We start from the raw sequence: 20,641 nt of genomic DNA on the forward strand, positions 1-20,641 counted from the left end.
ACGAACCTGACCACGCCGATGCCGAGCGAAATGGCTGCGGATCGTATCGGTGCCCGGAATCGCCGCGTGTGGACGATTGCCGGCGTCGGTGCGGCCTGAACCCGAAGAGGCCATTCGGCCCCTGGCCACGCGAGGCCGCTTACGTCACGCCGACCGGAATCTCGATCAGGTTTGGCTGTCCCGATGCGATCCCGCACTCGACCGCGGCCGCGATGTCCGCAGCACGCGCCACGCGACGGGCCGCGAGCCCCCAGGACTTTGCCAGTGCCAGGAAGTCGATGGGCGGATCCTTGAGGTCCATGCCGGCGAAGCGATCGGTGTGAGCACTGACGAAATGCTGCTGCGACTTCATGTACTTCTTCAGGATGTTGTACTCCTGATTGTTCACCACGACAAACGTGACCGGAAGACCTTCATGCGCCGCGGTCCACAACGCTTGCGGCGCGTAGAGGGCGGAGCCGTCGCCGACGATTGCGACGACGGGTTCCCGCCCGAGCCCCAGCGAGATGCCGACCGCCGCGCCCATGCCCCATCCGAGGATGGCGCCCCGGGTACCGTAGTACTGCCGGGTACCGCTGGTGTGGAGCGCGCGGCGAATCAGCGGCATCGTCGCCGGCGACTCATCGACGAGCGGCGTCGTCGGGCCCAGCGCCCGCGCGACCTCGTGCGCGGCGACGAGTGGCGTCGTCATGGCGGCGTTCAACCCGGACGCGACCTGTTCGTCGAGGCGGGCGCGCTGTCGTGCGCGATCGTGCTGCGCGTCAGCGCGCAACGCGTCGATTTCAGCGCGCCGATGCTGCGACGCGTCGCGCAGCATCGGCAGGAGTGCCTGAAGGGAGGGGCGAAGGGCGCCGACGCAGCCCAGTGCGGTTGCATGAATCCGGCCCAGGTCTTGCGGGTCGCTTGCGAGCTGATAGAGCCTGCAACTCGACGGAACGGCCGGGCCGACGGAGTAGAGGATCGTGATGCTGAAGTGGCCGCCCAGCACGAAGACAGCGTCGAAGGCGCGAAGCGTTTCATGCATGTCGGCGACCGTCATGGGCAGGTTGCCGCACCACAACGCATGCGACGTCGGAAACGGCAGGTGGGCCGGCCAGGACGGACCGAATACCGGCGCGCCCAGCGTTTCGGCGATGGCCACGGCTTCCGCGCTGGCGCCGGCCGCGAACACTTCGTCGCCGACCACCATCGCGAGGCGTCCGGGGCGGATCGATGCCAATGCCTTCGCGAGATCGGGCAGCGCCGACGGAATCGCGGTGCGGTCGATCGCCGATCGACGCGCGACAGGCACGGACGTGGTGCGCTCCATCACGTCCATCGGCAGCGACAGGAACACCGGCCCGGACGGCGCGGCCGCGCTGTCGTTGAAGGCCCGCCGCACGAGCACGCCGATTTCGTCAGGGTGCGCGACTTCCCGTGCCCATTTGACCGCCGGACGGGCGACGCCCAGCGAATCGCCGTACAACAGCGGATCGGTGTGGGCATGACGGGTATCCTGCTGGCCGGCCGTGACGACCAGCGGCGTTCTGGCCGCCTTCGCATTCAGAAGGGCGCCCATCGCGTGGCCGAGGCCGCCTACCGTATGCAGGTTCGTAAAGCCGGGCCGGCCGGAAGCCTGGGCATAGCCGTCCGCCATCGCAACGACCGCGGCCTCCTGCAAGCCCAGCACATACGACAGGTCGGGGGCGTCGGCCAGGGCATCGATGAATGACAGCTCGGTCGTGCCGGGATTGCCGAAAACGTAGCGTACCCCTTCGCTTCTCAGCACCTCGACCAGCACCTCCGCGCCGCGTCGCGGCCGGATGTCGTCGAGGGCCACGAAACCCGTAGCGGCTTCTGCTTCCCCGATCGTCACGGGGCTGCGTCGTTGATCTGCGTTCATGTCTTCCTCCCATTGAGGGCGAGGATAGGACGCGGTGCGGCGCGCGCGCTTGAACGTTCTTGTGGTTTGCGCGTTTTTTTACCGGGTGGCCCGCCAGCGACTCGGCGCGACGCCGTTGGCTTTCTTGAAGTGACGGTTGAAGTGGCTCTGGTCCGCGAAGCCGAACGTCGCGGCCACGTCCGTTGCGGGCATGCCGGCACGAAGCGCATCGCACGCGCGGGCCAGCCGAACCTGATTGCGCCACGCGTGCGGCGCCATGCCGACTTCGCGCGAGAAGATGCGCGCCGCATGGAATTTCGACAACCCGACGACATTGGCCAGTTCGGCCAGATCGAGCGACGCGGTCAGCTCGTCGAGCATGCGCGCTTTCATGCGCTCGACACGCATGCGATCGATGCTCATTGGCCGGGAAGGCGGACGCATCCGCCCGTAGCGCTTCAGCAGCGTGGAAACGGCATCGAGCAGCGCGTACTCCACGGCAAGCATGTCGGTGCCGGTCTCGAGCACGCGGTGCGCGCGCAGCGCGCGGCCGACCAGGTCGGCATCCTTGATGATGTCCGAGTCGAACCAGGGCGTATCGTGACGGGACGACCCGGCCTCTTCGGCCACGCCCTGCACGAAATCGACCGGCAAATAGAACGTGCGGCACTGCCAGCCCGCGTCGGCCGCGCTCGAGCCCGTATGGATTTCGCCGGGATTGATGATCGGCAGGGACCCGGCGTCGGCGACGAACCGCGTACCGCGGTAGTCGTAACGCTCAGCTCCCCGCTCGATGACCGAGATGGTGTACGCGTCGTGCCAGTGAGGCGCATAGACATGGTCGGTGAACCGGGCCGTGACCATCTCTCCGCCTGGGATCAGCGTCGAGCGCCAGACGCGCGCGTCATTCCGGCGCGTCGCCGGGCCGTTCGCCTGACGCGCGTGTTGCTCGATATCGTCGGAGTCGATTGCAGACATAGGTCACTCGGGCACGGTCATCCCTGTTCGAACCGCAGAATAGCGTCAAAACGAAATCTTCGCCGACGCGTTTCGCCGGCAATCCGTCTCGGCCTTGTCGGCATGGGTGCGCCGACGATTGTGCCGACGAGGCGCCCGGTATCCCGGGACCGGGGCCGCAGCGCTGCCCGCACGACCACGGCTCGCCCCCAGCATTTTTCTCGTCAACACCAACAAAAAACATCATTTCGCGCCGGGCGGCCTGTCAGCAGAATGTCTCCATTCCAACTCACGCGACTGCACGAGCGTCGCATGAGCCGCACTTCAGAAGGAGACAGCCGTGGCAGTCGAAACAACCTCAATCGATACGCTCGTCGTTGGCGCCGGGCAGGCCGGCGTGGCCATGAGCGAACACCTGGGCAAGCTGGGCGTGCCTCATCTCGTGCTGGAGCGCAGCCGCATCGCCGAACGCTGGCGCACCGGGCGCTGGGATTCGCTGGTCGCGAACGGCCCGGCATGGCACGACCGTTTCCCGGGGCTCGAATTCGACGGCCTCGATCCCGATGCGTTCGCGTCGAAAGACCAGGTCGCGGACTACTTCGAAGCGTATGCGCGCAAATTCAACGCGCCGATCCGCACGGGGGTCGAAGTGAAGCGCGTCGTGCGCAACACGGGCAAGCCGGGCTTCGTCGTGGAAACCTCCGACGGCACGATCGAGGCGAATCGCGTGGTCGTCGCGACAGGGCCGTTCCAGCGCCCGGTCATTCCGCCGATCGCACCGGCCGACGCGCGCCTCGTGCAGCTCCATTCCGCCGACTATCGCAATCCGGGCCAGCTTCCGGAAGGCGCGGTGCTGGTGGTCGGCGCCGGTTCGTCGGGCGTGCAGATCGCCGACGAGCTGCAGCGCGCGGGCCGCCAGGTCTATCTGTCGGTCGGGCCGCACGATCGCCCGCCGCGCGCGTATCGCGGCCGCGACTTCTGCTGGTGGCTCGGCGTGCTCGGCGAATGGGACAAGGAAATCGCGACGCCCGGCCGCGAACACGTGACGATTGCGGTGAGCGGCGCGCGCGGCGGCCACACGGTCGATTTTCGCGCGCTCGCGAACCAGGGCGTGACGCTCGTCGGGCTGACGAAGTCGTTCGACGGCGGCGTGGCCGTGTTCGAACGCGATCTCGCGGTCAATCTCGCCCGCGGCGACGAGAACTACCTGTCGCTGCTCGACGCGGCCGACGCCTACGCGGCACGCAACGGCCTCGACCTGCCGGAGGAGCCGGAGGCACGCCGCATCCTGCCGAACCCCGAATGCGTCGCACATCCGATCCTCGCGCTCGACCTCGCCGGTGCCGGCGTCACGTCGATCGTCTGGGCGACGGGATACGCGGTCGACTACGGCTGGCTGGACGTCGACGCGTTCGCGCCGACCGGCAAGCCGCAGCACCAGCGCGGCGTGTCGAAGGAGCCCGGCATCTATTTCCTCGGGCTGCCGTGGCTGTCGCGGCGCGGCTCCAGCTTCATCTGGGGCGTGTGGCACGACGCGAAGCACATCGCCGATCACATCGTCACGCAGCGCAAATACCTCGCGTACCACGACGCGTCGCAGTACCGCGCGGCCGCGCAGCCGGCACCGGCCGACGCGCGTCCGCTCGCCGAAGCGGCGAACTGACCCCCTGATACGACCCGCCGCGCCGCGACCGCTGTCGGCGTGGCGGGCGAACACCCCGACACTCGAAGGACTTCGATGAGCCAGCCTACCCATACGCGTATCCGCATGTTCAACACCAAGGATACCTACCCGAACCAGACGCTCGACAACGACCTGTGCCAGGCCGTGCGGGCCGGTAACACCGTCTACGTGCGCGGCCAGGTCGGCACCGATTTCGACGGCAACCTGATCGGCCTCGGCGATCCGCGCGCGCAGGCCGAGCAGGCGATGAAGAACGTCAGGCAGTTGCTCGAGGAAGCCGGCAGCGACATCACGCACATCGTGAAGACGACGACCTACCTGATCGATCCGCGTTATCGCGAGCCCGTGTACCAGGAAGTCGGCAAGTGGCTGAAGGGCGTGTATCCGATCTCGACGGGGCTCGTCGTGTCCGCGCTCGGTCAGCCGCAGTGGCTGATGGAGATCGATGTGATCGCGGTGATCCCGGACAACTGGCAGCCGCACCGTGCCCAGGAGGCGACATGACTTTCTCCATCGTCGGGCGTTGCCCGGAGACCGGCCAGCTCGGGATCGCGATCAGCTCGTCGAGCATCGCGGTCGGCGCGCGCTGCCCGTGGGTGCGCGCGGGCGTCGGCGCCGTCGCGACGCAGAACATCACGCTGCCGGCGCTCGGCCCGCAGATCCTCGACCTGATCGAACACGACCAGCTTGCGCCCGCCGCGGCGCTCGACCGCGCGTTGAGCGCGAACGGCTGGAGCCAGTACCGGCAGGTCACGGTGATCGACGGGCAGGGGCACACGGCGTGCTTCACCGGCAAGGAAGCGCTCGGCACGCATCACGCGGTGCAGGGCGAGCAATGCATGGCGGCCGGCAACCTGCTGGCCGCGCCGGCCGTGATCGACGCGATGGTGCAGGCGTTCGAACAGGCGCCCGGCCTGCTCGCCGACCGGCTGCTGGCGGCGATGCACGCGGCGATGGCGGCCGGCGGCGAGGCCGGGCCGGTGCATTCGGCCGCGCTCAAGGTGGCCGGCGACGTGACCTGGCCGATCGTCGATTTGCGCGTCGACTGGGCCGATACCGATCCGCTCGGGCAGCTCGATGCGCTGTGGCGTGCGTATCGGCCGCAGATGCAGGATTACCAGACGCGCGCGCTGAACCCGACCGCCGCGCCGAGCTACGGGGTGCCGGGCGATGAGTGATATGTCGAGCCGCGCGCTGCTCGAGCGGCTGATCGGTTTCGCGACGGTCAGCCGCGAGTCGAACCTCGAGATGATCGGCTTCATCCGCGACTATCTGGCGGGCTTCGGCGTGGAAAGCGAACTGTTCTACAACGCGGAACGCACGAAGGCGAGCCTGTACGCGACGATCGGGCCGCGCGATCGCGGCGGCATCGCGCTGTCGGGCCATACGGACGTGGTGCCGGTTGACGGGCAGGCGTGGACGGTCGAGCCGTTCCGGCTGACCGAGCGCGACGGCCGCCTGTACGGCCGCGGCACGGCCGACATGAAGGGTTTCATCGCGTCGGTGCTCGCGGCGGTTCCGGCGTTCGTTGCCCGGCCGCTGAATGTGCCCGTGCATCTGGCGTTCTCGTACGACGAGGAGGTCGGTTGCCTCGGCGTGCGGCCGATGCTCGAACACCTGGCCGCGCGCGAGCATCGGCCGCGGCTGTGCCTGATCGGCGAGCCGACCGAACTGAAGCCGGTGCTCGGTCACAAGGGCAAGCTTGCGATGCGTTGCCACGTGAAGGGCGCCGCGTGCCACTCGGCGTACGCGCCGTCGGGTGTCAACGCGATCGACTATGCGGCGAAGCTGATCGGCCGGCTCGGCGAGATCGGTGCGGCGCTCGCGCGACCCGAGCGGCACGACGGCCGTTTCGATCCGCCGTTCTCGACCGTGCAGACGGGGCTGATCAAGGGCGGCCGTGCGCTGAACATCGTACCGGCCGAATGCGAGTTCGATTTCGAGGTGCGTGCGCTGCCGGATTTCGATGCGCACGAGGTGCCGAGGAAGCTGCAGGACTATGCGGAATCCGAACTGTTGCCGAGAATGCGTGCGGTGCAGAGCGATACCGACATTCGATTGCAGCCGCTGGGCGCGTATCCGGGGCTGGCCACTGCGCCGGACAGCGAAGCCGCGCGCCTGCTCGCGCTGCTGAGCGGTTCCAGTGCGTTCGGCACGGTGGCGTTCGGCACCGAGGGCGGGCTGTTCGGGCAGGCCGGCATTCCGGCCGTGGTGTGCGGGCCCGGCAGCATGGACCAGGGCCACAAGCCCGACGAGTTCGTCACGCTCGAGCAACTGCACGGATGCGACGCGATGCTGGGCCGCCTGGCCGCGCATCTTTCAGCGGCGGCCTGACCTGCTGCCGACACGCATGCACCGCTTCCTGCGGCGCGTGCGTGTTACTTCTTCCTATCGCGCCGATTCCGCGACGATCTGCGCGAGCCGCTCGCGGCAGAAATCGACGAACGACTGCGCCTGCTTCGTGAGCTGGCCGCGCTTCAGCCGTGCGCTCACGAGCCCGGACGGGCTCACCGTTTCACTGAGGCCGATCGTCACGACACGCTGGCCGTCGTACGTGTATTCGGAATGCGGGCGCGTGACGAGCAGCGAAAAGCCGAATCCCTGACCGACCATTCCGCGCACCATCTCGATCGAAGGCGAGCCGAACACGATGTTCGGCGTGAGCCCGAGTTCATGAAACAGGCTGACGAAGTAGGTGCGGCTCGGCTGCACGTCCAGCAGGATCATCGGCTCCACACAGAGGTCGCGCAACGAAACGTGCGACTGGCCTGCAAACCGGTGGTTTTCCGGCAGCAGCACGTACGGCTGCTGCGGCGGCATCAGCGGCTCGGTCTCGATCGTGCCGTCGAGATCGTGGTCGTACATCAGCGCGAGATCGAACGTGCCTGACGTCAGGCCCTGCACCAGCTCCTGCTGGTCGCCGTCGCGCAGCCGGATGTTCACGCCCGGGTAGCGCTCGCGAAAGCCCGCGATCAGTTGCGGCAGATAGAGCGGCGCGACCGTCTCGAAGCAGCCGATGTCGATCTGCCCGGTGATCACGTCGTTGTCGGCGAGTGCGTTCTGTTCGAATTCGTGCGCGATGCGCAGCAGCTCCTGCGCTTTCCGGTAGAAGCGCGTGCCGCTCGGCGTGAGTGACACGCCCTGCGCATGATGGCGGATGAACAGCTTCACGCCGAAGCTTTCCTCCAGTCCCTTGATCGCGCTCGAGATCGACGGCTGCGCGATGAAGAGCTGACGCGAGGCCTCGGCGACGCTGCCGGATTCGACCGTCGTGATGAAGTATTTCAGTTGCCGCAAAGTGTAGTGAGCCACAAGCACCTCTGATACGCACGCCGGCCTGCCGCCGCTGCGCGCAATCTGTCCATGGTTTTGCGTAGCACCTTACCTGAAGAGCCGCGGTGCCGGAGTTTCCGCTGCAGAGCTTTTTCGTATGTCGCGGAAATATTTTTAGTATTTTCCGGCCACCCCGCACGTGGCGCACCATCGTCTCCAACCTGGATCACGAAGATCACGACGCGGCCGCGCACGCGCTGGCGGGGCATGTCATCCGTCCCCGCATGCCGCAGATGCGCCGCTTCGGTCGACACCGCCGCGCGCACACGCGGCGCGTCGTCGCTCGCGTATCCGGACCCGATTGCCGGCGCGCACCCCGACGCGCGCCGGCGGAAACGGCAAGCGCGCATCGCCGCGCAGGACAGGAGACATCACCATGACGAACGCGGAACGCAATGCGTCCCCGATGATAGAGAAACACACGATCGGCTACGTGCCGCCCGCGGAGCGCCACGGCAAGGTGCGCGACCTGTTCACGCTCTGGTTCGGCGGCAACATCGCGCCGCTGCCGATCGTGACCGGCGCGCTCGGCGTGCAGATCTTCCACCTGAACCTGATGTGGGGCATCGTCGCGATCGTCGTCGGCCAGGCGGTTGGCGGCGTGCTGATGGCATTGCATTCGGCGCAGGGGCCGCAGATGGGCATCCCGCAGATGATCCAGAGCCGCGCGCAGTTCGGCTCGTGGGGGGCGCTGCTCGTCACGGTGATCGCGGCCGTGATGTACGTCGGCTTCTTCGCGTCGAACATCGTGCTGGCCGGCAAGTCGGTGCACGGCATCGCCTCGTCGGTGCCGGTGCCCGTCGGCATCGTGATCGGCGCGGTGGGTTCCGGGTTGATCGGCATCGTCGGCTACCGCTTCATCCACATCCTGAACCGCATCGGCACGTGGGTGCTCGGCATCGGCATCGTGATCGGCTTCTGGATGATCCTCACGCACGTGGCGACCGACGATTTCCTGACGCGCGGCGGCTTCGACTTCGCGGGCTGGCTCGCGACGGTGTCGCTGTCGGCGTTGTGGCAGATCGCGTTCGCGCCGTACGTGTCGGACTATTCACGCTATCTGCCGGAGAATGTCGGCGTCGCGTCGACGTTCTGGGCGACCTATCTCGGCTGCACGATCGGCTCGACGCTCGCGTTCATCTTCGGCGCGGTCGCGGTGCTCGCGGTGCCGGCCGGCGCGGACACGATGGACGCGGTCAAGCAGGCAACGGGCCCGCTCGGGCCGCTGATGCTCGTGCTGTTCCTGCTGAGCGTGATCAGCCACAACGCGCTGAACCTGTACGGCGCGGTGCTCGCGGTGATCACGTCGGTGCAGACGTTCGCGTACAAGTGGATTCCGACCGCGAAGGCGCGCGCGGTGGTGTCGGTCGTGATCTTCGTCGCGTGCTGCTACGCGGCGATCGGCGCATCGACCAACTTCATCGGCAACCTCGTGGATCTCGTGCTCGCGCTGCTCGTCGTGCTGGTGCCGTGGACGGCGATCAACCTGATCGACTTCTACGTGATCCACAAGGGCAAGTACGACATCCAGTCGATCTTCATGGCGGACGGCGGGATCTACGGCCGCTTCAATCCGCAGGCGCTGCTCGCGTATGCGATCGGCATCCTCGTGCAGATTCCGTTCATGAACACGCCGATGTACGCGGGCCCGATTCCCGCGCATCTGGGCGGCGCGGACCTGTCGTGGGTCGTGGGCTTGCTGCTGACGTCACCGCTGTACTACTGGCTCGCGACGCGCGACAGTGCGTATCGGCGCCGGCAAGGCGGTGCGCATCTGCCGCCGACGGCAGTGCGTTGAAGGAAAGGAAGGCCGCCGCTTGGGTTGTGGCGCAGCGGCGGCCAATGGCAGGCGCGGGCAGGCGCGCGGCGGACTCGATACCGCGCGCCTGCCGGTCCATCAGACGACCGCCGAGCGCGCGACGCGCACCGGCACCGACTTGTACGACGGCGTGCCGCTTTCCTTGTCGATGTAGTCGAGCGGGACGAGCACGTTCGCCTCCGGATAGTAGGCACCGACCGATCCCGGCGCGATGTCGTACTCGATCGCGGTGATCTTCTCGAGGCGCAGCGTGCGGCCCGATGCAGTGATCGTCTCGATGTCGACGAGGTCGCCGTGTTCGAGCCCGTACTTCGCGAGATCGGCCGTGTTCATGAACAGCACGTCACGCCGCCCGAACACGCCGCGATAACGATCATCGAGCCCGTAGATCGTCGTGTTGTACTGATCGTGGCTGCGCAGCGTGATCAGCCGCAGCACCTGCTCGGCACCGAGCACGTCCGCGTCTTCCTTCACGCCCTTGTAGACCGAGAACATCGCCTTGCCGGTCGCCGTCGGCCACACGCGCTCGGTAGGCGGCAGCGGCAGCCGGAAGCCGCCCGGCGTGCGGATGCGCTCGTTGAACGCCTCGAAGCCGGACACCGTGCGATCGATCAGGTCGCGGATGCGGTCGTAGTCGGCGATCAGGTCGAGCCATGCGACCTTGCTGTTCGGCAGCGTCGCATGCGCGATCCCCGCGACGATCGCGGGCTCCGAGCGCAACTGGTCGGACGCCGGCTTGAGCTTGCCGGCCGACGCATGGACCATCGACATCGAATCCTCGACCGTGATCGACTGGCGGCCGGTTGCCTGCATGTCGAGCTCGGTGCGGCCGAGCACCGGCAGGATGAAGGTTTCCTTGCCGACCAGCAGGTGCGAACGGTTCAGCTTCGTGCCGAGATGCACGCTCAGGTCGAGCTTCGCCATTGCCGGGAACGACAGTTCCGGATCGGGCAGCGCGACCGCGAAGTTGCCGCCGAGGCACAGCAGTGCCTTCGCGGTACCGTCGATCATGGCCTGCATCGCCTGCACGGCGTCGTGCCCGTGATGCGCGGGCGGCGTGAAGCCGCATACGTCCTCGATCTTCTTCAGGAACTCGGCCGACGGCTTCTCGGTGATGCCGACCGTGCGGTTGCCCTGCACGTTCGAATGGCCGCGCAGCGGGCATACGCCGGCGCCGGGCTTGCCGATGTTGCCGCGCATCAGCAGCAGGTCGGCGATCAGGCGCACGGTCGCGGTGCCCTTGTTGTGCTGCGTGACGCCCATCCCGTACGTGATGATGGTCGCGTTCGACTTCGCGTACGCGAGCGCGACCTGTTCGAGCTGCGCCTGGCTGAGGCCGCTCGCGCGTTCGATGTCGTCCCACGACGTGGCTTCGAGGTCGGCCGAGAACGCATCGAAGCCGTTGGTGTGCTGCGCAATGAAGTCACGGTCGAGCACGTCGCCGCGCTCGGCTTCGAGCTGCAGCAGCGCCTTCATGATGCCCTTCAGCGCGGCCGCGTCGCCGCCCGCGTCGACCTGGTAGTACGTCGATGCGATTCGCGTCGAGCCGAACGACGCCATCTCGATCATGTCCTGCGGATCGGCGAAGCGCTCGAGCGCACGCTCGCGCAGCGGATTGAACACGATGATCGGCACGTTGCGGCGGGAGCACTCGTGCAGCGTGCCCATCATCCGCGGGTGGTTCGTGCCGGGATTGTGGCCGATCGAGATGATCAGCTCGCAGTGGTCGAAATCCTCCAGCGAGACGGTACCCTTGCCGATGCCGATCGACTGCGGCAGGCCGACGCTGGTCGGCTCGTGGCACATGTTCGAGCAGTCGGGGAAGTTGTTGGTGCCGAGTTCGCGTGCGAACAGCTGGTACAGGTACGCGGCTTCGTTCGACGCGCGGCCCGACGTGTAGAACTCGACCTGCTCGGGCGGCAGCGCGCGCAGCACTTCGCCGATGCGCGCGAACGCGTCGTCCCATTCGATCGCGCGAAACGTGTCGCTCGCGCGGTCGTAGACGAGCGGATGCGTGAGCCGGCCCATGTTCTCCAGTTCGTAGTCCGACATGCGCAGCAGCGAGGCCACGGTGTTCGCCGCGAAGAATTCGGGCGTCACGCGCTTGGTCGTCGCTTCCCACGTGACGGCCTTTGCGCCGTTTTCGCAGAACTGGAACGTCGACTTGTGTTCCTTGTCGGGCCATGCACAGCCGGGGCAGTCGAAGCCGTCGGGCTGGTTGGTCCGCATCAGCACGATCGGCGCCTCGATGGTTTCCATCTGCGTACGCACTGCATCGGCTGTCGCGCGAAGCGCGCCCCAACCGCCGGCGGGCCCATCGTACTTCCTGATGCCTGGCACTTCGCGTCGATTTGTCATGTGAATCTCCAAGAGCCGGGCCCGGTGCGGGCGGCTCGGTTGCGCCATGTCGCGGCGTGGGGCGGCTCCGTCCGGTGGACGGAGCCGGTCATGCGTGCCCCCGGGCTGCAGGGCACGTGTTTTTCTCAGTGCGCGTCCTTCTTCGCGCCGGACGACTTCTTGCCGGACTTCGCCGCGGGCGGCGGCGTGTCGGCGGGCGTGTCGTCCGCTTTCGCGTTGCCGGATGCCTTGGCGGCCTTGCCGTTCGGCTTCGCCATGCCGTCAGCGTCCTTCTTCGCGTCCTTCGCGTCTTTCGCTTCCGGCGCGGCGAGTGTGGTGAACTTCACTTCGTCGCTGTCCTTGTCGAAATCGACTTCGCACCGGTCGCCCGATTTCAGCCGGTCGGCGAGGATTTCCTTCGCGAGCTTCGTTTCGATGGTCTGGCGGATCTGGCGTTTCAGCTCGCGCGCACCGAACTCCGGCTGGTAGCCGACTTCGGTCAGGTGATCGACGAGCGCGCTACCCATCACGAGCGTGATGTCCTGCGCGGCGGCCGTACGCACCACGCGGTCGAGCTGGATCTGCACGATCGAGCGGATGTTGTCCTTCGACAGCGCGTGGAAGACGATCACTTCGTCGATCCGGTTCAGGAACTCGGGGCGGAAATGCCCCTTCAGCACCTGCATCAACTCCTCGCGGACCGCCTTGTCGGTCTTGCGCGCGGCTTCGGGTTGCGTGAGGTTGTCCATGATGATCGCGGCGCCGAGGTTGCTCGTCGCGATGATGATCGTGTTGCTGAAGTCGACCACGCGACCCTTGCCGTCGGTCAGCCGGCCGTCGTCGAACACCTGCAGCAGCACGTTGTAGACGTCCGGATGGGCCTTCTCGATCTCGTCGAGCAGGATCACGCTGTACGGACGCCGCCGCACGCGCTCGGTGAGCTGGCCGCCTTCGTCGTAGCCGACGTAGCCGGGCGGCGCACCGATCAGCCGCGCGACCGCGTGCCGCTCCATGTACTCGGACATGTCGATGCGGATGATCGCCTGCTCGTCGCCGAACACGGTCTCCGCGAGCGCCTTCGCGAGCTCGGTCTTGCCGACGCCCGTCGGCCCGAGGAACAGGAACGTCGCGATCGGCCGGTGCGTCTGGCCGAGCCCCGCGCGCGACAGCCGCACGGCATCGCTGACGGCGACCACCGCATCGCTCTGGCCGACCACGCGCTCGCGCAGCTGCTCTTCCATTTGCAGCAGCTTCTGGCGTTCTTCCTGCGTGAGTTCGGAGACCGGGATGCCGGTCAGCCGCGACACGACCTCGGCCACCGATTCGACGGTGACTTCCAGCGTTTCCGAGCCGGTCTTGCGCTGCCACGCCTCCATCATCTCGTCGACGGCTTTCTGCTTCTCGTTGATCTGCTCCTCGAACTGCTTCGCCTGGTCGAAGCGCTTGCGCGACGTGGCGTAGTCCTGCTCGCGCTTCAACTGCGCGATCTGCGCCTCGCCTTCCTGGATGTCGACCGGGCGCGACGTCGCGCCGATCCGCACGCGTGCGGCAGCCTGGTCGATCAGGTCGATCGCCTTGTCGGGCAGGAAGCGCGACGTGATGTAGCGGTCGGCGAACTCGGCGGCGGCGACGAATGCGTCGTCGGCGAACGTCACCTGGTGGTGCGCCTCGAGGCTGTCGCGCAGCCCGCGCAGGATCACGATCGTCTGCTCGACGCTCGGCTCCGGCACGAACACGGGCTGGAAGCGCCGTTCGAGCGCGGCGTCCTTCTCGATGTACTTCTGGTATTCGTTGAGCGTCGTCGCGCCGATCAGGCTCAGCTCGCCGCGCGCGAGCGCGGGCTTCAGGACGTTCGCGATGTCGAGGCCGCCTTCGCCGCCGCCCTGGCCCGCGCCGACGATCGTATGCAGCTCGTCGATGAACAGGATCAGTTCGTCCTGCTTCGCAGTCACTTCGTCGATCAGCTGCTTCGCGCGCTCCTCGAATTCGCCGCGATATTTCGCGCCGGCCACCATCGAGTTGATGTTGACTTCGACGAGCCGCTTGTCGCGCAGCACCTCGGGCACGTCGCCGTTGACGATCCGCTGCGCGAGCCCTTCGACGATCGCCGTCTTGCCGACGCCCGGCTCGCCGATCAGCACCGGGTTGTTCTTCTTGCGGCGCGCGAGCACCTCGATCGTGCTCTCGATTTCCTGCGCGCGGCCGAGCACCGGATCGAGCTTGCCCTGGCGTGCGATCGCGGTGAGGTCGCGGCCGAACTTGTCGAGGTTCGGCGTGCCGGTCGGCGCATCGACGCGGCCGTCCTCGGCGCCCTTGCCGACCACTTTCACGACTTTCTGGCGCAGCGCCTCGGGCGTCACGCCGTATTTCTTCAGCAGCGTGCCGGCGATGCTGTCCGGCACCGACGCGAGCCCGATCAGCAGGTGCTCGGGGCCGATGTACGAGTGGCCGAGATCGCGCGACGCCTGGAACGCGTACTGCACGGCCTTCTTCACGCGCGGCGAGATCGACAGCTTGTCGAGCGGCGCATCGGGGTCGGCCGTGCCGGTGTGCGCATGCGCGTCGATGTACGACTTGATGTCCTGCGGCGACAGCTTCAGTTCCTTCAGCAGCGCGGCGCACACGTCGGTGTCCGCGAGCGCGTAGAGCAGGTGTTCGGAATCGAGCTCGCTGCGGCGCAGCTCGTGCGCCTTCTCGGCCGCGCGCTGCAGCAGTTCGAGCGTCTGTTCGCTGAACGCGTCGGTCGGGTCGACCGATTCGCGCGGAATCTCCGCGGCAAGCGGCGATTCGTCGCCGGATTCGCCGAACAGCGACGACGAGCCGCCACCCAGCAGCGAGTCGAACGGGTTCAGCATGCTCTGATGCCGCATCAGCTGACGGAAGTGGTAATCGCAGATCGAGATCGTCTTGCGCTCGCCGTCCTGCATCACGGTTGCGCGCGCGACGGCCGGCCGGGCGTGGCAGATATCGCAAAGTGCGGGCATGGTGGTCTGGCTCCTGTCGGTGAAGGTGGGTCGAAGGGTGAAGTCCCGATGCGGTGCGGCGCTCGCGCGTCCCGACCGCGCACACACGACGCGCGGCGCGGCGGCGCGCGTGCCGCACCCGTGCAGCGGCGCAGCGCGCGCCGGCGTGGCGCACGGTCGCAATCGGGGCGGAAAGCGCGAGTGCTGCGAGGAGCCCACGGCATCGCTTCGACTGCATTCAAAATAACGAATCGGCGGAGGCCATCCAAGACACAGTTCCCTGCCGGGCTGGCCGTGAATTGCACCCTCACATGGCCGCGTGCATCGGTGGCAAGGAGTACAGACGGGTGCATGCGCGGCGGCGCGGGCCTGCGCGGCGAGTGCAGCATGCGATGGCTGGACGCGGGGAGGGGTGGCGCGCGCACGGCGCGCGGTGCGACATCGGCGCGCAGGGCGCCGGCCGCCGGCAGACGGTTGGCGATACGGGAGGCGGGGCGCGGCGCGGATGCCGCGAGAGGCGCGTGCGCAAACGGGTCACGACCGGCCACGCGCGCGCCGCAACCGGGGCGTACGGGGTGGCCGAAGGCGAGGAGGGGTTGCACGGGTTGAGCCGGAACGGCGCAACCGTGGAGAACCGCAATCAGTCGGAGAGTGTCATCGCGAGCCGCTGTCGCGCAATCTGTTTCACGTCGGTCGAGAGTGCCGCATTCGGCAGACCATTGGCCCAGACGGAGAACGAATCCTCGATCAGGTTGCGCGTGTCGGGCGGCAACTCGGCCAGCATCAGCGAGACGACGGTAAACAACACGGCGGTGTCGCCAGCCTGGCTGCCCGCGTGGGCGTCGACCGTCCGCTTCAGGGTGTCGACCGACGCCTGCAGCGCCTGCAATGCCTCATTCGATTCGCTCATGACACACTCCATGCAAGATGGGTTGGATCGGCGACGAACCTGCAGTCGGCGGCGTGGCCGGTTGCGCGCGAAGCCCGGGCGGGCGCCGCGCGCGGGCAACCGGGTTCAGGCCGCCGTATTGCCCTGCGGCGCCACGGCCACCGATGCTTCGCTCGTCAGCATCAGGAACGTGAACGTTTCGCGCAGGTACAGGCGGACGGCCTTGTCGCTATGGCTCGTGTAGCCGATCGAGACGTCTTCCCCGAGGTGCAGCTCGTAATCGCCGCCGCGCATGGACAGCACGCAGCCGCCGCTGATCGCCGGCGCCCAGATGATCTCGCCGCTGACGATGCGTTTGATATGGCCGAGGACCGGATAGCCCTGGTCGCGCGCTTCGCTGAGCGCGGTGTAGGCGTCCGAACCGAGTACGACCGAGTACGGACCGTCGACGCCGGCGAGGCGCAGCGCCTCGAGCGCATCGCTGATCGCGTCCGGATAGGCGCTGACGTCCGCCGGCAGCGTGAGTTTGCGGTTCGACGTGCCTTCGCGGATGCCGACGATGCCGGCTGCGTGGTAGCCGTCGAAAATCGCGTTGTCTTCGGCGAACGCGAGCCGCTGCGCGGCTTCTTTCGCCGGTTGCCAGTCGGCGTCGCGCGCGCCGCGCTCGACGCTGTCGATCGCCGCGCGGCTCAGTTCGAACGGCACCGTCAGCTCGACGATCGTGCGCACTTCGCGCAGCCGCGCATTCACGTGCTCGCGCGGCGCGGCGACCTCCAGCAGGTGCCCCGTGCCGACGGCCGACAGTTCGGGGCCTTCGGGGCCATCGACGTCGACGACGCGGCGGCCGGCCACCGAGCGTTTGAAGGTGCGCGCCACTTCCTCCTCGATTTGTTCCCAGGCGGACGACGAGATCGGGGCGAGTTCGCGGTGCAGGTTATTCATAAGTCGGGGTTCCTTTCAGCGAGCCGATTTTCAGCGAGCCGTCGCGCCGCGGCGCGGACGACGTGGATTCCGGTGGCGCGGCGTCGGCGGCCGGGGCCGCGCGGTCGGCGAGCGCTTCGAGCAGGTCGGCCGACGGCACGAAGAACAGCGAGCCGGTGACCGCGCGGCTGTAGTCGAGCAGGCGGTCGTAGTTGCCGGGCGGGCGGCCGACGAACATGTTCTCGAGCATCTGCTCGATCGGCGCCGGCGAGCGCGCATAGCCGATGAAATAGGTGCCGAATTCGCCGGCGCCCGGGCGCCCGAACGGCATGTTGTCGCGCAGGATCTTCACTTCCTGGCCGTCTTCGTCGAGCGTGGTCAGCGAGCTGTGCGAGCACGACGGCTTCACGTCCGGCGCGAGCTCGATGTCGGACAGTTTGGTGCGGCCGATGATGCGCTCCTGGGTCTCGACCGCGAGCGCGTTCCAGCCGGCCATGTCGTGCAGGTACTTCTGCACGATCACGTAGCTGCCGCCCGTGAACTCCGCGTCCTCGTCGCCGATCACCGTGAAGTCGACCGCCTCGCGGCCTTCCGGGTTCTCGGTGCCGTCGACGAAGCCGATCATCGCGCGCTGGTCGAAATTGCGGAAGCCGTGCACTTCGTCGACGACGGTCACCGCATCGCCGAGCGCGCCGAGCAGTTGCGTCGCGAGTTCGAAGCACAGGTCCATCGCTTCAGCGCGGATGTGCAGCAGGATGTCGCCGGGCGTCGCGACCGCGACGCGCTGGCCGGCGCCGAATTCGCGGAACGGATGCAGCGACGCGGGGCGCGGATCGCCGAACAGCGCATCCCACGCGTCGGCGCCGAAGCCGCACACGCACGTGAGGTTGCCGCCCGGCACGCGCTTGCCGACCGAGCGCACGAGCGCGGCGATGTCGCCGCACCATGAGCGGATCGTGTCAGCGTGATCGGCGCCGGGATTGATCGTCGCCACGAGGAAGATCGCGCTGCGCGTGATCGTGCTGTGAACGGCCTGGGAGAGCGGGGGAGGAGTCTGCATCGCGGCCTGCCGGTCAGTCATGTCGGGACGGACGGGCCGCGGTTGCCGCAGCGCGCGAGGGCGTTCGGTTGAACTGTGTCATGCGACTGTTCTCTTTGTGACATGCGGATGAAGGACGTTGCGCGGGCATCGCGCAACGGGCCGCAGCAGCGGCGGCCGGCCGCCCGGCGCGTGACCTGCCCGCACCGCGTAACGTCGTCGAGCATGCAATCTAGCAGCTTCGGCGGGTCTTTGGAACACGTATCGTCAATCTGTCATTCGATTGCGTCAAACAGGGCCGGATTTTGCGCGGCGCCCGCCCAGCTGTACTCCAGGCGGCTGCGGTGCTGTGCTCTTGAGCGTGCGTGCCGCGTGCAGTAGATTAGGTCCCGCTGCGCCGCCGACGAGGAGCGTCACCATGAACCTGCTGGAAGCGATGCGAGTATTTGTCGCGGTGGTCGAGCAGGGAGGCCTGTCCGCCGCCGCGGCCGAACTGAAGCTCGGCGAGGCGCAGGTGAGCGACCGGATCGACGCGCTCGAACGGTATCTCGGCTGCCGCCTGCTGCTGTGCCGCGAGCACGACGACGTCGCCTGCACCGACGCGGGCGATGCGTTCCATGTGTGCTGCCGCCGCACGCTGTCCGCGGTCGAGCAGGCGACCGGTCCCGCTCGCCCGCCCGCGCCGGAGGCGCGCGGCGCCGCGCATCGCCCGGCGCATTGCCCCGATTTCCCGCCGCCCGGCGCCGCTCACGCACCTGCACACCGACTGTCGCCTTGAATACGTCTACCGTTTCCTGCTCGTCGGCCGAGCGCATCCGTCGCCGTTTCGGTCATTTCCTGCACGCGGCCGAGCTGGCCGGGCTGATCGTGATCGGCCTGGCGACTGCGTTCGCGATGGCGCAGGAAGCGTGGAAGGTCGTGCTCGCGGGCGAGGTGTCGCTGACCGACCTGCTGCTGATGTTCCTGTATCTGGAAGTGCTCGCGATGGACGTGCGCTACCTGCGGCTCGGCCGGCTGCCCGTGCGGTTTCCGCTGTTCATTGCGATGACGTCGCTCGCGCGCGACCTGATCCTGCGCGGCGCGACCGACAGCCCCGAGCGGATGCTGATGACCACCTTCGGGATCGTGCTGCTCGCGGTCGGCGTGCTGATCCTGAGTTTCGGCCAGCATCGCTTTCCGGCGGATGTCGACGATGTCGAGGACGATGTGCATGCGCGCCGGTGACGGGCGCGCGGCATGTCGCATGCATGTGCGATGGCGCTGCAAGGAAGGTGCCCGATGAACACGCATTCCGTCGAAACGAAACAGGCGATCGCGTTGCAGCAGGCGGCGTCGGACGCCTACCGGCTGGCGCGCGACGCGCGCGATGCCGACCCGGTGCATGCATGCGCGCCGTCGGTGGCCGGGCTGCAGCAGGCGGCTGCACACGCCTATGCCGATGCCGCTCGCGCACGCGTCGCGGCCACCGGCGTCTGAATCGAATCCCGACGCGCCCGCATGCGGTGCGTCGGCTGAACTGGACCATCCAACCGAGCGAGGTATCGAATGACCAAGCAACTGATCGTCGCCGTGTTCGGCAGCGTCGACACGGCCCATCGGGCCGTGAACGATTTCGAGGCGCTGTCGGAGAAGAATGAAGGATTCCACATCGAGAACGGCGTCGTCGTCGAGAAGGACGCGGCCGGCAAGCTCGCGGTGCTCGCGGCCGAATCGCGGCCGTTCAAGGGCGGCGTGATCGGTGCGATCGCGGGCGGCCTGCTCGGCCTGCTCGCCGGGCCGCTCGGCGTGGTCACCGGCATGGCGGCCGGCGCGGGCGCCGGCATACTCGCGGATGCGGCCGGCAATGCGCTGCTCGACGGCACCTTCGTCGAAGCCGTGGCCGCGCGGCTCGCGCCCGGCAGCGTCGCAGTCATCGTCGAGGCGAAGGAGGATACGCCGTTCTCGGTCGACAACGTCGTGACAGGATTCGGCGGCAAGGTCTTCCGCCAGGCGCTCGGTTGAGCGCGTCATTCTTCGAACCGATTCGGGAGAACCGCATGCGCATCGATCAATCGTACCGTCGCTTCGACATCGCGGCGACGCTGTCGCCGCTGCCCGGCAACGGCAATCGCGCGATCGCGACGGTCGACGTGACGACCGACGATCCGGCCCGCCTCGCCGATCTCGGCACCGGGCAGTTCCTGCAGATCCGCAAATGGGTCGAGTCGAACGACGTCGCGCTGCTGACGGTGGTATTCGACGAGTGCAAGGTCGCGATCGACCATTACGCGGACAACGTCGACGACGCTTGAGCGCACACCGGCCCGCGCATGACCGGGCCCCGCGCGACCGCAGGCCGACCGCCGACGGCAATGCGCGATCACGTGCGCCTGCGCAGCGCTGGGCGAACGGCTGCCGCGCGCTCGCGCCGGGCCGCGCCGTCGCATTCGAATCTGTTCACCATGCCGGCCGGATTTGACGTTTCCTCGCCAAACTGTCACTTACATTCGTCGAAATGACGCAGTAGGATGCCGAACCTTGTCTTGATGAGATTCGCATTGCTATCCGCCTTCAATTTCGATAACGGACGAGGTTCGCACCGGGACACCCGCGCCCGGGCACGGCTATCCGGCTTCGGGCGCCGGCGCGGCCGTGCCGCCCACGCATCGCAGGCCGGTTCACCGCTGGCGGGGCGAGGCGGATGAAGCTCTACGAGAAATTTGCAAACGACATAGAGAGACTCATCCGGCAAGGCGTTTATCGACACGGTGACCGTGTGCCTTCGGTGCGGCAGGCGAGCCAGCAGCACCGGATCAGCATCACGACCGTGCTGCATGCGTATCTGCTGCTGGAAAGCCG

19 protein-coding genes are annotated in these 20,641 nt (G+C 67.6%); 11 read left to right on the forward strand and 8 right to left on the reverse strand.

The features are described 5' to 3' along the window. Window positions 1-139 precede the first annotated feature (139 nt). Together BLA15945_RS35615 and BLA15945_RS35620 are read right to left on the reverse strand one after the other, a co-directional pair. Window positions 140-1,882, reverse strand: a complete 1,743-nt coding sequence (locus BLA15945_RS35615) for a thiamine pyrophosphate-binding protein (protein ID WP_081052127.1) — start codon at window positions 1,880-1,882, stop codon at window positions 140-142. 78 nt (window positions 1,883-1,960) lie between these two features. Then, window positions 1,961-2,839, reverse strand: a complete 879-nt coding sequence (locus tag BLA15945_RS35620; RefSeq protein ID WP_059242009.1) for an AraC family transcriptional regulator — start codon at window positions 2,837-2,839, stop codon at window positions 1,961-1,963. Window positions 2,840-3,158: 319 nt separating this feature from the next. On the opposite strand from BLA15945_RS35620, the gene BLA15945_RS35625 reads away from it, so the two are divergent. The 4 genes from BLA15945_RS35625 to argE all read left to right on the forward strand — a co-directional run bounded on the left by BLA15945_RS35625 (window position 3,159) and on the right by argE (window position 6,836). Beyond that, window positions 3,159-4,481 (forward strand): flavin-containing monooxygenase, encoded by a 1,323-nt coding sequence (locus BLA15945_RS35625; protein WP_174994556.1) that lies wholly within the window; start codon window positions 3,159-3,161, stop codon window positions 4,479-4,481. Window positions 4,482-4,556: 75 nt separating this feature from the next. Continuing rightward, on the forward strand, window positions 4,557-5,006 hold the full coding sequence (locus BLA15945_RS35630; protein ID WP_059242004.1) for a RidA family protein: 450 nt from the start codon (window positions 4,557-4,559) through the stop codon (window positions 5,004-5,006). Beyond that, a complete protein-coding gene (locus BLA15945_RS35635) occupies window positions 5,003-5,680 on the forward strand; it encodes a DUF1028 domain-containing protein (RefSeq protein WP_174994557.1) in 678 nt (225 codons plus the stop codon). The genes BLA15945_RS35630 and BLA15945_RS35635 overlap by 4 nt, the downstream gene beginning before the upstream one ends. Beyond that, on the forward strand, window positions 5,673-6,836 hold the full coding sequence (gene argE / locus BLA15945_RS35640) for an acetylornithine deacetylase (RefSeq protein ID WP_174994558.1): 1,164 nt from the start codon (window positions 5,673-5,675) through the stop codon (window positions 6,834-6,836). The genes BLA15945_RS35635 and argE overlap by 8 nt, the downstream gene beginning before the upstream one ends. A gap of 54 nt (window positions 6,837-6,890) precedes the next feature. Here the strand turns inward: argE and BLA15945_RS35645 are convergent, their stop codons facing one another. Next, window positions 6,891-7,814: a LysR substrate-binding domain-containing protein gene (locus BLA15945_RS35645; protein WP_059241999.1), complete on the reverse strand. Its 924-nt coding sequence runs from the start codon at window positions 7,812-7,814 to the stop codon at window positions 6,891-6,893. A 397-nt stretch (window positions 7,815-8,211) separates the two neighbouring features. On the opposite strand from BLA15945_RS35645, the gene BLA15945_RS35650 reads away from it, so the two are divergent. After that, window positions 8,212-9,633 carry a purine-cytosine permease family protein gene (locus BLA15945_RS35650; protein WP_174994559.1) on the forward strand — a complete coding sequence of 474 codons (1,422 nt, stop codon included), beginning with the start codon at window positions 8,212-8,214 and terminating at the stop codon, window positions 9,631-9,633. Window positions 9,634-9,732: 99 nt separating this feature from the next. Here BLA15945_RS35650 and BLA15945_RS35655 read toward each other — a convergent pair whose 3' ends face one another. The 5 genes from BLA15945_RS35655 to BLA15945_RS35675 all read right to left on the reverse strand — a co-directional run bounded on the left by BLA15945_RS35655 (window position 9,733) and on the right by BLA15945_RS35675 (window position 17,845). Next, window positions 9,733-12,012, reverse strand: coding sequence for an FdhF/YdeP family oxidoreductase (locus BLA15945_RS35655; RefSeq protein WP_174994560.1), 2,280 nt, complete (start codon window positions 12,010-12,012; stop codon window positions 9,733-9,735). A gap of 125 nt (window positions 12,013-12,137) precedes the next feature. Continuing rightward, a complete protein-coding gene (locus BLA15945_RS35660) occupies window positions 12,138-14,975 on the reverse strand; it encodes an ATP-dependent Clp protease ATP-binding subunit (RefSeq protein ID WP_174994561.1) in 2,838 nt (945 codons plus the stop codon). A gap of 619 nt (window positions 14,976-15,594) precedes the next feature. After that, window positions 15,595-15,864 carry a hypothetical protein gene (locus BLA15945_RS35665; RefSeq protein WP_059241991.1) on the reverse strand — a complete coding sequence of 90 codons (270 nt, stop codon included), beginning with the start codon at window positions 15,862-15,864 and terminating at the stop codon, window positions 15,595-15,597. A 105-nt stretch (window positions 15,865-15,969) separates the two neighbouring features. After that, window positions 15,970-16,785 carry a family 1 encapsulin nanocompartment shell protein gene (locus tag BLA15945_RS35670; RefSeq protein WP_059241989.1) on the reverse strand — a complete coding sequence of 272 codons (816 nt, stop codon included), beginning with the start codon at window positions 16,783-16,785 and terminating at the stop codon, window positions 15,970-15,972. Continuing rightward, entirely contained in the window at window positions 16,778-17,845 is a 1,068-nt protein-coding gene (locus BLA15945_RS35675) for a Dyp-type peroxidase (protein WP_059241987.1), read from the reverse strand. Before BLA15945_RS35675 ends, BLA15945_RS35670 begins: the two co-directional genes overlap by 8 nt. Window positions 17,846-18,221: 376 nt before the next feature. Here BLA15945_RS35675 and BLA15945_RS35680 point away from each other — a divergent pair, with 376 nt between their 5' ends. The 6 genes from BLA15945_RS35680 to BLA15945_RS35705 form a co-directional block, all read left to right on the forward strand. Continuing rightward, window positions 18,222-18,581, forward strand: a complete 360-nt coding sequence (locus tag BLA15945_RS35680; RefSeq protein ID WP_081052126.1) for a helix-turn-helix domain-containing protein — start codon at window positions 18,222-18,224, stop codon at window positions 18,579-18,581. After that, window positions 18,578-19,027, forward strand: coding sequence for a phosphate-starvation-inducible protein PsiE (locus tag BLA15945_RS35685; protein WP_174994562.1), 450 nt, complete (start codon window positions 18,578-18,580; stop codon window positions 19,025-19,027). Before BLA15945_RS35680 ends, BLA15945_RS35685 begins: the two co-directional genes overlap by 4 nt. Before the next feature lie 54 nt (window positions 19,028-19,081). Further along, window positions 19,082-19,279: a hypothetical protein gene (locus tag BLA15945_RS35690; protein WP_059241984.1), complete on the forward strand. Its 198-nt coding sequence runs from the start codon at window positions 19,082-19,084 to the stop codon at window positions 19,277-19,279. A 69-nt stretch (window positions 19,280-19,348) separates the two neighbouring features. Next, window positions 19,349-19,804: a DUF1269 domain-containing protein gene (locus BLA15945_RS35695; protein ID WP_174994563.1), complete on the forward strand. Its 456-nt coding sequence runs from the start codon at window positions 19,349-19,351 to the stop codon at window positions 19,802-19,804. A gap of 35 nt (window positions 19,805-19,839) precedes the next feature. Beyond that, window positions 19,840-20,094 carry a hypothetical protein gene (locus tag BLA15945_RS35700; RefSeq protein WP_059242499.1) on the forward strand — a complete coding sequence of 85 codons (255 nt, stop codon included), beginning with the start codon at window positions 19,840-19,842 and terminating at the stop codon, window positions 20,092-20,094. A gap of 389 nt (window positions 20,095-20,483) precedes the next feature. Next, the coding region (locus tag BLA15945_RS35705; protein WP_113976574.1) for a GntR family transcriptional regulator at window positions 20,484-20,641 on the forward strand (158 nt) is incomplete at its 3' end.

Source organism: Burkholderia arboris (genome assembly GCF_902499125.1).
GTDB classification, from domain to species: domain Bacteria; phylum Pseudomonadota; class Gammaproteobacteria; order Burkholderiales; family Burkholderiaceae; genus Burkholderia; species Burkholderia arboris.